The following is a 13317-nucleotide window of genomic DNA, read 5'->3' on the forward strand; positions in this document are numbered from 1 at the left end:
GCGCCTTCGTAAGGCTTGCAGCTCGGCGCGTTCGGCGGCCGATAACGGTTCCTCGCCGTGGGTCGCCGCCGCGTCGAGACGGCGACGTTCGGTTTTCACCCAGGTACTCAACATGCCGGCGTCGATCCCGAGCTCACCGGCGACCTCCCGGATCGTGCGACCGGAATCGATCACACGATGTGCTGCCTCGACCTTGTACTCGGTCGTGTACGACCGGCGCTTGCGAGGTGGCATAACGGACATCCTTCCAGCAAGAGCGCATCCTGCTAAATCGGTGTCCACTTTCCAGGGGGAACCTCAGCCCTCATGGCTGGTTCGCCGATCATCGCGGCTCGGTCGAGGTTCATCTCTTCTCCCAACTCATGCGCCGAACCCTAGATATGACTTCATGTGTTGTCAACATTTTATGCGACGATCATCTGCTCGTATGCAGGACCGGAGGAAGCATCCAGTGACGGAACGAAAGAAGTGGGCGGGGACTGATCCCCACACTCGCCGTGCGGCACGGCTGGCCGCGCTCATCGATACGGGCATCGCCCTGCTTGGTGATCCAGAAACGCCGCTGACGGTGCGTGCAGTCTGTCGCGCCTCGGGCGTCACCGAGCGGTACTTCTACGAAAACTTCTCCGACCGTGAGGATTTCGTCCGCCGAATTTACGGTGAGGCCGGCAATCGATCGCAGCAGGTCCTGGTCAAGGCCGTGTCGCTGGCCGACCCGCATCGGGTTGCTGAGGCCGCGATCGACGCCTTCATCGATATGTTGGTCAACGAGCCGGCGGTCGCGAGGGTATTGCTGTTCACGCCGTTCGCCGAACCTTCGTTGGGCATCCAGGGAATCTCACTTGCGCCGACATTCGTCGCTCTCGTCGAGGTGCAGCTGACGGGGATCGAAGAAGCGGATCGGCGACACCTGATCGCGCTGGGCGTGGTCGGCGCTCTCACCACGCTGTTCATGGCATACCTCGACGGCACGGTGTCGATGGGGCGCGATCGGTTCGTCGAGCACTGTGTGCTGCTGGTCAAACGGAGCGCGCTGCCCTTCATCGATGCTCCGCATGAGTCATCGAAGCCGGGAAGCTGAGTGTCAACGGCCCGGGTTCGAATCCCGATCAGCCTCGTTCTTGTACCGAGTACTCCGCCGCCCAGCCAAATTGACAATGATTGAAGTCAACATGTAGCGTGATTTGAGCCAGCATCCCAGACTTCCGCGGACTACCGGCTGGCGGGCCGAATCGCCCAACCTCTCGCCGACGTCCTCCTGTGGAACGCCGTTGACAACTTTTCACAGTCATCCATGCGGACGCGGGCCCGCGAGTGCGCTTGTTAGGAGAACGACGATGACTGATATCACCGTGGACCGTGCAGAATCCGAGCCCGACGAAGAAGGCGCCGCTCGACTTGCCGGTGCGCAACGCCGCCGCGCGACAGTCGACCCGGTCGAGCCCGGAACCATGCTGTGGCGCTATCTCGGAGACTGGCGCTACATGCTGGCGGCCTCGAAGTGGGGAGCGCTGCAGGTCATGGATCCCGCATTCGGTGCCGCGTCGTTTCAGCACTCGGCGATTTTCACCGAGCCGCTGGATCGGCTGATGCGCTCGATGCCCCCGATCTATGGAATCGTCTACGACGGCCCGCGAGTCGGAGAGACCACCCGGTGGGTGTTGCAGCAGCACATAGGCGTCAAGGGGATCGACCACAACGGAAAGCGGTATCACGCGCTCAATCCCGATACCTTCTACTGGGCGCATGCCACTTTCGTCGACTGCCTTGTCTCAGTGATCGACCGTTTCGACCACCCGATGAGTCACGCCGAGAAGGAGCAGCTGTACCAGGAATCGAAACAATGGTGGGCGCAATACGGCATCACCAAGAAGAACGAGCCCTCGACATGGGATGAGTTCTGCGTGTACTTCGACGACTTCGCCGCGACCGTGCTCGAACGAACCCGGGGCTTCGATCGTTCGATGGAGATCGTGCGCAATCCCCGACCGGCTCCGCAGCATCAGATGCCGCAGTGGACCTACTGGTTGTTCGCCCCGCTCGCCGCGCGATTCGGGAGCTTTCTCATGTACGGGTTGTTACCCGAGCGGGTTCGCGCGACTCTCGGATACTCATGGTCACCGTGGCACGAGCGCGCCTTCTCGGTATTCGCCGTCACCATTCGCATCGTGTGGCCGTGGCTCCCGCGGCGAGTCAAATATGTGCAACGCGCCCGCGCTGCCTTCGACCGCGATCGTGCATGGCCTTCGCGGTTCCGGTCGACACGCAACCCGGTCTGAACACGCAGCCTCGGGAATTGAAGGCATCCGAGCCTTGCCGCCGCCGCAATGACACTGCCAGCAGGATTGCAATGACTACGCTGCCCACCGAGATCAAAAATCTCTTCGCGTCCGACGGTACCAAGCTGCCGGTTCGGATATTCCGGACCGTGACGCACCGGATGTCTTCGAGCTTCCCGAAGATGCGCACAGAAGCCGGAACCCAAGCACAGGTCTCGATCGACCTCGACGGTCATCTGCTCGGCCATCTCGTTCTCCTTGTTCTGCCGTAGCTGCGCACTTCAGTAATGACAGCGAGTATTGTCAATTTATGGCGCAAAGGTCAACCGCTGATCAGCGCCTGCCCGATCGGCGGGGAGGGTCCGGGAGCTCGGAACGGCGGGTGGTCAGGCGGCGGTGCGTGCGGATGCGGCGAGTTTGCGTGCGGTGGCGAGTCCCAGGCGTCCATCACGCCGGTAGGCAACGCGAGCGCGAGGCATGATGCGCAGCGGGTAGGGGATGGCGGGCCAAGTGTAGGCGACAGTGGTGCGAAACGCGTCGAACGCGACCTGGTTCGCGCGCGTCCACGGGATGTCGAACATCTCGCGAACGATCGATGGCAGCGCTCCGGCGCCCAGCTTCAGCCAGGCCTGGCTTCCGGCCGGTCCGGCCATGCGCCACAACCGGTTCGGGATCCACGGCTGCGGCATACTGCCCGGCGAACGGAAGAACTCCACCAGTCCGCGTGCCGCGGGGGTGGGTTCGAGCACGGTGTGCAGCGTGTGTTCCCAATACTCGTGGAATTCCGGATAGGTGCCGGGGACTACGCGCGCGGACAGTCCGTACATCTGCCACCACCGCACGCCCTCGCGGTAGATCGCCGCCTTCTCCTCCCGGCTGTAGGGCCGGGCGAAGTACAGATCGCTCGTCCGGAACGCGGCATCGATGAATGTCGCGTGCGCCCAGAAGTAGGTTTCCGGATCCAGCCCGTGGTAACGGGTGCCGTCGGCCATGGTGCCTTTGATGTCACGGTGGAAGTCGCGGATTGGGTGTGCGGTTTCGGCCGCTGACCGGCCGTCGAAAATAGTGCCCTGGATCTGCGGCACCGATCGGATCAACCGCTGCAACGGCTCGTCGTAGAACGCGGAATGCTGCTCGACACCCCGGCCGAGTGCGGGATACATCAACTGCAGCAGCCCCTCGACCGGGGCCACCAGGTAACCGCGCCGGTCACCGTAAGACTCGTACAAAAATGATCCTGGACCGAACACGGCGTCTCCTGCGTCGTTGCGTGGATATGTGATGTGTGGGGGCTGAAGATTCAGTGCTCCGCGAGATCGACGGGCGGGGTAGGTGATCGTCAGGTCCGATGAAATGACAGCACACATTGTCAATTTGCGCGAGAGGTCATCGAGAATAGCCAGCTGAACAGCTGCTCCTTGTCGATCCGGGCTCGATCTGCGAGCGAGGCCAGCGGTACCTCGCCGTGCCGGGCGAATGCATCATCGATGCCCGCCCGGCCGAGAACCCTCCGTCGATCGGATGTCCGGATACGCTGGGGTCCACCGTGGTGGCCCGGTTTCGTTACGCGACAGCGGCTTCCGTCAGCGCGCCGACGGTGGGCAGCAATCGTTCCAGGTCGTCGGTGAGGGTGATCAGACCGATCGACTCGCCGGTGCCGGGGTCGGTGACGATCGCGAGATGGTTGCGGGTCTCTCGCATCGTGCGCAGTGCCTCGTACACCGGCATGGTGCGCGTCAGCGTGAGCACCGGTCGCATCAGCCCACGTGCGGTGGCGCTCGGGGGCATGTGCAGGCTGTCGCGTACGTGTACGACGCCCTCGACGGTGTCGTTGTTACGAACGATCAGCCGCAGATGCCCGGTGTCGCGTCCGGCCGCTTGGATGGTCTGCGGGTCGGCCTCGGGGCTGACGCTGCTGGGCGCGGTGTTGGGGCGCGTGATGTCGCCGACGGTGAGCGCTTCGAGTTCCAGTGCCGCGGTGAGGTGTCCGCGGTAGCGTTCGTCGAGGGTGCCGGCGGTGGCGGAATGCTCGATCAGATGGCGCAGCGCGGCCGGGTTCTGACCGGCTTCGACCTCGTCGACCGGGGTGACACCGACCTTGCGCAGAAACCAGTTGGCGATCCGGTTCAACGCCGTCAGCAGTGGGCGGGTCACCCACATGAAGGCCCGCATCGGGACCGCCAGCAGGATGGCCGATCGCTCGGGGTGGGCGATGGCCCAGGACTTGGGGGCCATCTCACCGATCACCAGGTGCAGGAACGTCACCACCACGAGGGCGAGCACGAAGCCTGCGGCGTCGGCGATCCACAGCGGTGCGCCGAGGGTCTCGATTGCGGGGGTGAGCCAGTGGTGCACCGCGGGTTTGGTGATCGCGCCGAGCGCCAGGGTGCAGACCGTGATGCCTAGTTGTGAACCCGCCAGCAGCACCGACAGTTCCGAGGCACTGCGTAGTGCGGCACGGGCGGGGGCACTCGTGGCGGCCGCGTCCTCGAGCCGGTGTTTGCGGGCGGCGATGAGCGCGAACTCCACCGCCACGAAGAAGGCGCTGGCCGCGATCAGCACAATCGTGATCGCGATGATTACCCAGGGATTACTCATCGGAAGTCACTTCCTGCTCGTCGTGCACGGTGATGAAGATCCGCGACGGCACCCGCTTGTCCACCCCGCGCACCTGCGCGGCCAGCCGGCGCCGGGCCCGGGGACGCCCCGCGATCAAGTCCGCGCCAGCGGGTTCGAGATCGATCTCGACGGTGTCCCCGACCGCGGGCAGTCCTCCGAAGCGGGTGATCACCAGACCGGCGAGGGTTTCGTAATCGCCTTCCGGCAGTTCCAGATCCAGCGATCGCCGCACTTCGTCCAGGGGCAGATCGGCGGCGATCGACCAGCCACCGTCCACGGCCACGATCTCGTCGTCGGCTGCGGGGTCGTGCTCGTCGGCGATCTCCCCGACCAATTCCTCGGCGATGTCCTCGATGGTGATCACACCGGCGAAACCGCCGTACTCGTCGATGACCAGCGCCATTTCCTGTTTCGCGGCTGCCAGCGCGGCGACGACGTCGGGCAGCGGCAGCGATTCGGGTACCACGACCGCCGGTCGCGTGCGTTCCCCGGCCGTGCCGGTGGGTTCGTCGTCGAGTAGATCGCGCAGGTGGATGATGCCGCGCAGATCGTCGCCGGTCTCGCCGACGACGGGATAGCGGGTGTGCCCGGAACCCATGCGCGCCAGGACTTTCGCGACGGGTTCGTCATGGTCGACGGTGTCGGTGCGCGAGCGCGGGGTCATCGCGTGCTCGGCGGTGCCGGTAGGGAAGTCGAGGATTCGGTCCAGCAGCGTGGACAGTTCTCGCGGCAGTTCGCCGGAGTCGCGCGAGGCCGCGACGATGTGTTCGAGATCGCGCGGGGTGGCCGAATGCTCCACATCGTGCACCGGTTCGATTCGCAGCACGCGCAACAGCAGATTCGCCGCCCGATCGAAAAGGACGATGAGCCAACCGAACAACTTCAGGTAGACGACGGTCGACAGGCCCAACCGCAGGGCCACCGGTTCCGGGCGGGCGATGGCGAGATTCTTCGGGAACAGCTCACCGAACACCATCTGCACGACGGTCGAGAACACCACTGCCAGTACCGCGCCCGTCGCGACGCCCACTCCGGTCGGAACGCCGACGCCACCAAGCAACTCGCCCAGACCCCGGCCGATGAGCGGTTCGGCGACATAGCCCACGAGCAGGCCGGTGACGGTGATGCCGAGCTGAGCGCCCGACAGCATGAACGATGTCCGCCGCGTCACCGCCAGAGCCCTGGCGGCAGCGGGGTCACCCGCGTCGGCGCGGACCTTCAACCGGGAACGGTTCACCGCCATGTACGCGAATTCCTGCGCGACGAAGTATCCGGTCAGGGCGGTGATCAGCAAGACGACCAGAACACCGAGGGCAATGCTGAGCACAGTCACCGGAACCACAGTCCCCTCGGATATCCGGGGCCGGGGACGGCCCGGGGCAGTCTGGATACTCGGTATTTGCGCGCAGCGCGGTTCATCGGCTCATTCCGGTTGTGAAATGTAGAAGAACTGATTGCAGGATATTCGCGAAGTGCTGTCGAGCGGCGTGGGCTCAGGACGCGTCGACGGTTTGCCGGCCGCGGGTGGCACGCAGGCTCGTCAGGGTGACCGTCGCGAGCACGACCACGATGACGACCAGTGAAGCGGCGGTCGGGATGGTCGGCACGGCACTCCAGACGCCGTGTGCCCAGTGCAGCACCAACTTCACACCGATGAAGGCGAGGATGACGGCCAGGCCGTAGGCCAGGTGCACCAGTCGTGACAGGGCGGCGTGCAGCACGAAATACAGTGCGCGCAAACCCAGAAGCGCGAAGGCGTTGGTGGCGAACACCAGGAACGGGTCGCCGGTGACGCCGTACGCCGCGGGTACCGAGTCGACGGCGAAGACCAGGTCGGTGGCCATGACGGCGGTCACGACGAGCGCGAGCGGGGTCAGCGCGCGCTTGCCGGCCTGCATCACGGTCATGCGGGCGCCCTGGTAGTCGTCGGTGACCGGCATGAACCTGCGCAGCAGCTTGACCGACTTCATCGACGAAATGTCGACGGCCGCATCGTCCCCCTTCGCCGCGTCCGCGAGCAGTTTCACGGCCGTGACCAGCAAAATCACGCCGAATAGCAGGAACGCCCAGTCCAGGGTGGCCAGCGCGGCCGCGCCCAGGGCGATGAAGATGCCGCGCAATACCAGCGCTCCGGCAATGCCGTAGAGCAATACCCGCTGCGCCAAGGCGGCGGGTACCGCGAACGCGGAAAGCAGCAGCATGAACACGAACAGGTTGTCCACCGACAGCGACTTCTCGAGCAGATACCCCGTGAAGAACTCCACGCCGGTCGTGGAACCGTTTCCGGCCCAAAGGAATACGCCGAAGGCCACCGGCAGGGCGATATAGAAGGCGGTCCATCCGATCGCTTCCCGCATCGAAACCTCGTGCGGGCGGCGGGTTATCGCGAAATCGAGCACCAACAGCACCAGTACGACACCGATGGTGCTCGCCCACAACCAGGGCGTGCCGATGGTGTCGATCGCGGCGGGACTCGCCAGAATGGATGGATCGATGTTCAAAAGGGTCTCCTCAAGCACGGTGAAACCAGCCTGAGGTCTCCTTCACCCATGTCCTGGGTGGACACCCGGGGTTCGCGATGGCGCGATCCGTATTGACCGGGATGACTCTTGGGAAGTACTCCCCTCGACGCCGAGGATAACCGAGCTTTAACTCAGCTGTCCAGTTTGTCGTAGCCGCCTGTCGTGCCGCTCTCCTCGGGGACAAGCCGACGTCCCCGACCCCGCCGGTAATCGAACGATCTTGTCCGTAGGATCGATTCATGAGCGAAGCCAAGAAACTGGCAGGCAAGACGGCCCTGGTGACCGGCGCGAGCCGGGGCATCGGCCGTGCCACCGCGGAACGATTGGCTCGCGACGGAGCGCTGGTAGCAGTACATTTCGGTCGCAACGACGCGGCGGCCAAAGAGGTCGTCGCCGCCATCGAGGCCGCGGGCGGTCACGCCTTCGCGGTCGGAGGTGACCTCGGCGCGACCGATTTCGCCGGGCTGCTGGATGAGGTGGACGCGGGCTTCGCGGGCCTCGGTGTTCCCACCGGGTTGGACATCCTGGTCAACAACGCCGGTATCTCCGTGGTCAAGGGTGTCGACACGATGACGCCCGAAGAGTTCGATCTGCTGTTCGCCATCAATGTGCGAGGCCCGTTCTTCCTGGTGCAAGCGGCACTGGACCGGTTGCGCGAGGGCGGTCGCGTGATCAATGTGTCCTCGGTGCTGACCCGGGTGGCGATCCCGGATGCCTTGGCCTACACCATGACCAAGGGTGCGACCGAGTCCTTCACCCGGGTGCTGGCTCACCAGCTCGGCCCGCGCGGTATCACCGTCAACGCCGTCTCTCCCGGCTTCACGCTCACCGATATGAATGCCGCGCTCATCGACAATCCCGATGGCCAGGCCGAAGCCTCGGCCAATGTCGCGCTCGGCCGCCTCGGCCGCCCCGCCGATGTCGCCGATGTCGTCGCCTTCCTGGCCGGCGACGATGCCCGCTGGGTTACCGGTCAAACGATCGACGCAAGTGGTGGCACCGCACTCTAGGGCGGAGTCCGGCGTTGAGGACTGAGCCTTCGAGGCCGTGGTAACTTCTCGGCAATTAACTGGTCGGTCGAATAATTTCAAGATGGGTCCGCGTCCGGGGATCCGGGTAGAGGATTCATGAGATTCAACAGGGGCGTTGCTCGCAATCTGGTCATTGCCACCGTGGCCGCGAGCACGTTGTTGGTCGTGCCGGGGAGTCCGGCGAACGCCGAGGCGGCGGGCACGCTGATTGCCGCGACCGCGAAACCCGATGGCTGGCATCAGCTTACGAACGGTTCGCTGGTGGAATACTGGACCACCCGCTCCAATGGCGAGGCGGTCAAGGCGACGGGCGCGATGTTCGTTCCCTCCGGGCCCGCCCCCGCCGGCGGCTGGCCGATAATGGCCTACGACCACGGCACCACCGGTCTCGGGCCGGGGTGCGGCGGTATGGCCGATCCAGAGCTCGCGCCCTTCCCTGAGGTATTGAGTCTGGAAGAGACACTGCTGCAGTACTTCGTGTCCAAGGGCTTTGCCGTCGTTGCACCCGATTATCTGGGCCTCGGCCGCTTCGATACCGGACCGCACCCCTACCTGGAGACGCGCACCGAGGCCACCGCCACTCTCGATCTGGTGCGTGCCGCCCGCGCCGCCGACCCGTCCCTGTCGCGCAGCTGGGCGGTGACCGGCACCTCCCAGGGCGGTCACGCGGCGCTGGGCACCTCGAATTTGCAGGTGACCGCGGCCCCGGATCTCGATTTCCGTGGCACGATCGCGATCGATCCGGCGTCGGACCTGGAGAAGGTGCTGCCGATCGCGGGCCCGGCGTTCCCGGAGATTCCCGGTAAGGCCGGTGACGGTGTCCATGGCCTGGTCGTCAGCATTCTGGCCGGTCTGCGCGCCGCTCGCGCCGACGCGCAGGTCGACAGCTACCTGACCGAGCGCGGTCGCCACATGCTCGACAGTGTCGGAAGCACCTGTCTGCCGCAGACCATCAAACTGATGCAGGACGACTCGATCGGCGATCTGCTGTCGCGCCCGTTCACCGAAGGCCCCATCTCCGGCGTCCTGCGCGATTACATGACGGTGCCCACCAAGGGCTACAACGCGCCGATCATGTTGCTGCTCAACGCGACCGACACCACCGTCCCCTCCCCGCTGCACGCCGCCCTGGCCGCCCAGTTCGCCGCCAACGGCGTCGACTTCTCGACCGTGGTCGGCTACGGCAAGCACGGCGAGGTCGACTCGCGGATGTGGGACGGCATCCACGCCTTCACCGACCGCGTACTCGCCACCCCGACGCAGCACTGAGCACCCACCCGGTGTTCGCAGCGTGGTGAGCCGTCACGGTGTGAGGGCTCACCACGCTGCCCGGGACTACGGGCCGGTCTGCGCGGGAACGGCAGGCGTGGCCTGCTTGGTCGGTAGGCGTTTATCGATCCAGGCCGCACCCGCGGCGACGGAGACGAACAGCAACCCGATCCAGACGGCATTGATCAGGACCCGCGCATAGCCCAGCGCATGCACGTCCGCGAACGGGTAGGGGTACCAGTCCGAGGTGAGCGGACCGCGGACGACGGTGAAGATCATGTAGGCGAGCGGGAACAGAATGGTCAGCTTCACCACTCGCGGCGACGTGAGCCCGCGCGGGCCGAACGTCACCCACCCCACGACCATCATCACCGGTACCACCGTGTGCAGCAGCTGATCTGCGGCCAATGCCCATGAGTCGAGCCGGAACAGGTCACCGAGCGCGACATGGTAGACGATGCCGGTGACCGTGATCGCGACCAGACCGATCAGCCGGAACACCGAGAACACGGTCGAGGACCTGTTCGGGTTGATGGCCAGCAGCAAGCTCGTCGCGCCCACGATCAGGTTGGACTGAACGGTGAAGAACGCGAATACATTCAGAGCCCGCGTCAACGGGCTACCGCCGAACTTCTGGAACAGCTCTCCGGTCTCGGCGATCTCGGGCATGTGGTTCTGCCAGGCCAAAACCAGCTGCATGATCACACCGACAGCGACGCACGCGGCAGTCACCGCGAACCAGGCCCGCGCCCATTTCACATCCATGCGCCGCGCCCTATCCGTTCTATACCGTCACTCCGGCGTACGGCTCTGTGCCGTCACTCCGGAGCACGGTCAAAATCGAGCCGATTACGACCGGGTGCGTAGGCGTTGTTCGGTGCTTCGGGCAGGCCTCAGTGGTTGTCGAGCCCACTGTGGCCGGTGGCGTAATGATGTTTGCCGCCCAACGGGGAACTCCGATGACCCCGGGGCTGCTGAACCGTTCGCGCGAGGCGTCGCCGGCTGAATTCGCAGAATTTGGCCTGGCCACACCCGGCCCCCGAATCGGCCGGATTTGGCAACGGATTTGGCAACCGGACACAGCGAAATCCAGCGGGCCGGGTGATACGACGCGGACAGGACGGACGAACGAAACCGTGTTGACCGGCACAGAACGGATTCCACCGGATACGGAGGGACCGTGCGCGATAGGTCCTCGTTGGCTCATAACCAAGTGATCTCAAGGCTCCGATGCCGGATATGTCATTGAGTCCCTGGGTATGGACCCGTTGATTCTGTGGTTGATGTGGCCTTCGCTTGGGCGAGTTTCGAGATGTTGTCGGCGAGGGCCTGTGCCCGTCCGGCTGCGATCTTTTGGTAGCGCATGGCGGCTTGGGGTGTCTTGTGGCGGAGGCGCTCCATGACTTCGGGGAGGGTGCCGCCGGCTTGGGCGGCGACGGTGCCGCCGGTGTGGCGAAGTTCGCCGGGGCGGAAGCCTTTTCGGCCGATCTTGGTGCAGGCGGTGTCGAAGATGCGGCGGTAAATCCATTCGCGCATGGTGCCGCCGCGTTCGGGGTCGGGGAACAGCAGAGCATTCGGGGATTTGCCGACGTGGTCGGTGAGGTGGACACGGATTGCCGCTCGGATGTGCTCGGGCACGATGACATCGCCTGTTGATCCAGCCTTCGGACGATCGATGGCGATCTCTCCTGCTCGGTAGGTGGCGGCGTGGGAGATCGTCACGATCGCGCAATCGGCCTTGAAGCTCTTGCGGCGAAGTTCGAATGTCTCGGAGGGTCGCAGCCCGCACCAGGCCGCGATCAGGACGGATACCCGCAGTTCTTTCGGCATGGCGTTGGCGAGGGCTGCGATCTCTTGGGGTTGCAAGACGGTGGCGTCGTGGGCCGGTTGAATCGCCGTCGCGCCCTTGATACGACAGGGGTTCTTGTCGATCAGTCCGTCTTCGCACGCGACGTTCAAAACCATCCGGAGTACCTCGTACGCCCGGGCCCGTGCGGTTGGAACATCCTTGGGCGGAGGGGTTTTCGTCCTGGAACGCTTGGCGGGTGGCTTGGCACGTGAGACTGAGCCGTACCAGTCGCGCACCATCTCGAGGGTGATGTCGGCGACGGGTGTGGTTTCGAACGTGGGGTTGATGTGGTCGCGGAGGAGGTAGAAGTAGGAATCCTTCGTCCGCCTCGACAGCGGCTGGCCACGCCTCGACACCCTTGTTTCGACCACTTTTTTCGCGTAGGCGCCGAACAGAGCTGTCGGTTCGGTCTCCTCGGCTGAGGACTCGGGGGAGCGGGCATCCGGAGGCACCCAGATGTCCAAATCGATGAGCCGGCGTTCCTCCGAGAGCCACCCCTCGGCCCTCGCTTTTGTGTCGTAGGTGTGTGGTGCTTTGTACAGCGGCAGATCAGGGCCGACGTAGGCAGCCTGGAAGCGGCCTGACGGAAGCTTCCGGATACGGCCGAAGTCGCGACGCGGGGCTCTCGTTTTGGCCTTCTTCGATACCGAAGTCATTGAACCTCCCACCCGAATTACCGTGCAATATACGTGCAATAACGCAGCCCATTCGTGCCCATCAATGCGGCGGATTGCGATATCGGTCCGATCTAATACTACCAGGTAGAAGGCGAAAATGACCGGTCATCGCCGGATTTCTGGATCTGCACATCGCTGGTTCGATCCCAGCTAGAACCACATTATGAAGAGCCGCAGGTCAGAGACCTGCGGCTCTTCATGCTTCGTGGAAGTGCGGTTGTCGCGCCAGACAGACTGGTGTTGTGAACTGCGAAAAGGGTGTCCGGTCGATGGTTCGAACCCAGCCGACTCACCTGGTGTCACCCGGTCTGACGTATGACCGTGGATCCAGCGAAGGCCCGCCGGATCTTCCCGGTGAAGGGGTCGGCACACCGACTGGGACTCGGTGTGCCGCAAGGTCTTCGCCGGGGACCGGGGCCAGCCATCTCACGTTCGATCCCATCTCGCCGATCAGGAGGAGTGCCGGGCAGTCCGAACCCCATCAAGAGTCCGTTGACCAGCTCGAAGCGCATCGGGCGGGTCGTCAGGGGGTGGATGGTGTGGCAGGTTCCGGTGTACGGCCTGTCGTGGTCGGGCGATAGACGTGTTCGACGATCAGCAGACCCAAGTCGGCGGTGTGCTCGATGAGCTCGTCGCGGGTGAGGGAAAGGTTGCCCTCGAGCCAGGTGGTGATCGTCTCCATCAGTGCGCCGAATATGAAGACACCGGCGAGTTCGGCTTGTTCGCCCACCATTTCGGCGCGTTCGGGGCCGTAGTACTCGATCAGGCGGGTGCGCATTCCGGTAATCGACCACTGGTGGCAGACCGAGACCGGCTGGCCCGTCGCCGCCGACCTCATCGGCCTCGAACCCATGCCCACCAAGGCCGGTTCGGCGACCGTCCCGGTGTCCGGATTCGATGTCCGTGTCCTGGCGGCGGACGGCACCGAATGCGCCGCGGGCGAAGAGGGCTCGGGTCAGGTGCCGCACGCCCTGGTGGTGCTGAAGTCCGGGGCGGACCTGCCCGCGGACCGGCTGACCGCCGACGTGGTTGCCGCCGTCCGCGATCGAATCGGCCCCATCGCCGCCCTGC

The 13317-nt window shown here is 64.7% G+C and carries 13 protein-coding genes and 1 pseudogene; 6 read left to right on the forward strand and 8 right to left on the reverse strand.

What is annotated here, in order from left to right; genetic code table 11:
• Positions 1 to 282, reverse strand: a 282-nt coding sequence (locus NS2_RS32640; protein ID WP_147207395.1) for a transposase, incomplete at its 3' end; no start/stop codon positions are given.
• A gap of 169 nt (positions 283 to 451) precedes the next feature.
• Here NS2_RS32640 and NS2_RS32645 point away from each other — a divergent pair.
• The 3 genes from NS2_RS32645 (at position 452) to NS2_RS32655 (ending at position 2551) form a co-directional block, all read left to right on the forward strand.
• Positions 452 to 1081, forward strand: coding sequence for a TetR/AcrR family transcriptional regulator (locus NS2_RS32645; RefSeq protein WP_045440025.1), 630 nt, complete (start codon positions 452 to 454; stop codon positions 1079 to 1081).
• Between the two features lie 103 nt (positions 1082 to 1184).
• The gene (locus NS2_RS32650; protein WP_143161282.1) at positions 1185 to 2279 is read left to right on the forward strand and encodes an oxygenase MpaB family protein; all 1095 of its coding nucleotides are present in this window, start codon (positions 1185 to 1187) and stop codon (positions 2277 to 2279) included.
• 71 nt (positions 2280 to 2350) lie between these two features.
• On the forward strand, positions 2351 to 2551 hold the full coding sequence (locus NS2_RS32655; RefSeq protein WP_071811772.1) for a hypothetical protein: 201 nt from the start codon (positions 2351 to 2353) through the stop codon (positions 2549 to 2551).
• 114 nt (positions 2552 to 2665) lie between these two features.
• On the opposite strand, the gene NS2_RS32660 is transcribed toward NS2_RS32655, so the two are convergent.
• From NS2_RS32660 to NS2_RS32675, 4 genes are all read right to left on the reverse strand, one after another.
• Complete coding sequence (locus tag NS2_RS32660; RefSeq protein WP_052087012.1) at positions 2666 to 3508, reverse strand: oxygenase MpaB family protein; 843 nt, start codon at positions 3506 to 3508, stop codon at positions 2666 to 2668.
• A 334-nt stretch (positions 3509 to 3842) separates the two neighbouring features.
• Complete coding sequence (locus NS2_RS32665) at positions 3843 to 4877, reverse strand: hemolysin family protein (RefSeq protein ID WP_033091178.1); 1035 nt, start codon at positions 4875 to 4877, stop codon at positions 3843 to 3845.
• Complete coding sequence (locus NS2_RS32670) at positions 4870 to 6231, reverse strand: hemolysin family protein (RefSeq protein WP_033091187.1); 1362 nt, start codon at positions 6229 to 6231, stop codon at positions 4870 to 4872. The genes NS2_RS32665 and NS2_RS32670 overlap by 8 nt, the downstream gene beginning before the upstream one ends.
• Before the next feature lie 160 nt (positions 6232 to 6391).
• Positions 6392 to 7399 (reverse strand): TerC/Alx family metal homeostasis membrane protein, encoded by a 1008-nt coding sequence (locus NS2_RS32675; RefSeq protein WP_306455160.1) that lies wholly within the window; start codon positions 7397 to 7399, stop codon positions 6392 to 6394.
• A gap of 260 nt (positions 7400 to 7659) precedes the next feature.
• Between NS2_RS32675 and NS2_RS32680 the strand changes: the two genes are divergently transcribed.
• Positions 7660 to 8430, forward strand: a complete 771-nt coding sequence (locus NS2_RS32680; protein ID WP_033091179.1) for an SDR family oxidoreductase — start codon at positions 7660 to 7662, stop codon at positions 8428 to 8430.
• A gap of 117 nt (positions 8431 to 8547) precedes the next feature.
• Positions 8548 to 9720 (forward strand): lipase family protein, encoded by a 1173-nt coding sequence (locus NS2_RS32685; protein ID WP_036551076.1) that lies wholly within the window; start codon positions 8548 to 8550, stop codon positions 9718 to 9720.
• A 66-nt stretch (positions 9721 to 9786) separates the two neighbouring features.
• Here the strand turns inward: NS2_RS32685 and NS2_RS32690 are convergent, their stop codons facing one another.
• From NS2_RS32690 to NS2_RS32700, 3 genes are all read right to left on the reverse strand, one after another.
• Complete coding sequence (locus NS2_RS32690) at positions 9787 to 10419, reverse strand: Pr6Pr family membrane protein (protein WP_222594897.1); 633 nt, start codon at positions 10417 to 10419, stop codon at positions 9787 to 9789.
• Between the two features lie 543 nt (positions 10420 to 10962).
• Positions 10963 to 12225, reverse strand: coding sequence for a tyrosine-type recombinase/integrase (locus NS2_RS32695; RefSeq protein ID WP_045440030.1), 1263 nt, complete (start codon positions 12223 to 12225; stop codon positions 10963 to 10965).
• Between the two features lie 544 nt (positions 12226 to 12769).
• Positions 12770 to 13024: a hypothetical protein gene (locus NS2_RS32700; protein WP_033091182.1), complete on the reverse strand. Its 255-nt coding sequence runs from the start codon at positions 13022 to 13024 to the stop codon at positions 12770 to 12772.
• Here NS2_RS32700 and NS2_RS36475 point away from each other — a divergent pair.
• Positions 13023 to 13317, forward strand: a pseudogene (locus tag NS2_RS36475) (hypothetical protein); the annotation flags it as partial. The gene NS2_RS32700 and the pseudogene NS2_RS36475 sit on opposite strands and share 2 nt — an antisense overlap.

The sequence above is a fragment of the Nocardia seriolae NBRC 15557 genome (genome assembly GCF_007990715.1).
Classification (GTDB): Bacteria; Actinomycetota; Actinomycetes; order Mycobacteriales; family Mycobacteriaceae; genus Nocardia; species Nocardia seriolae.

Excerpts from the sequence above, each read along its gene's own strand:
- NS2_RS32655 (WP_071811772.1), top strand. The coding sequence starts at position 2,351 with ATGACTACGCTGCCCACCGAGATCAAAAATCTCTTCGCGTCCGACGGT.
- NS2_RS32665 (WP_033091178.1), bottom strand. The coding sequence starts at position 4,877 with ATGAGTAATCCCTGGGTAATCATCGCGATCACGATTGTGCTGATCGCG.
- NS2_RS32680 (WP_033091179.1), top strand. The coding sequence starts at position 7,660 with ATGAGCGAAGCCAAGAAACTGGCAGGCAAGACGGCCCTGGTGACCGGC.
- NS2_RS32685 (WP_036551076.1), top strand. The coding sequence starts at position 8,548 with ATGAGATTCAACAGGGGCGTTGCTCGCAATCTGGTCATTGCCACCGTG.
- NS2_RS32690 (WP_222594897.1), bottom strand. The coding sequence starts at position 10,419 with ATGCAGCTGGTTTTGGCCTGGCAGAACCACATGCCCGAGATCGCCGAG.
- NS2_RS32695 (WP_045440030.1), bottom strand. The coding sequence starts at position 12,225 with ATGACTTCGGTATCGAAGAAGGCCAAAACGAGAGCCCCGCGTCGCGAC.
- NS2_RS32700 (WP_033091182.1), bottom strand. The coding sequence starts at position 13,024 with ATGCGCACCCGCCTGATCGAGTACTACGGCCCCGAACGCGCCGAAATG.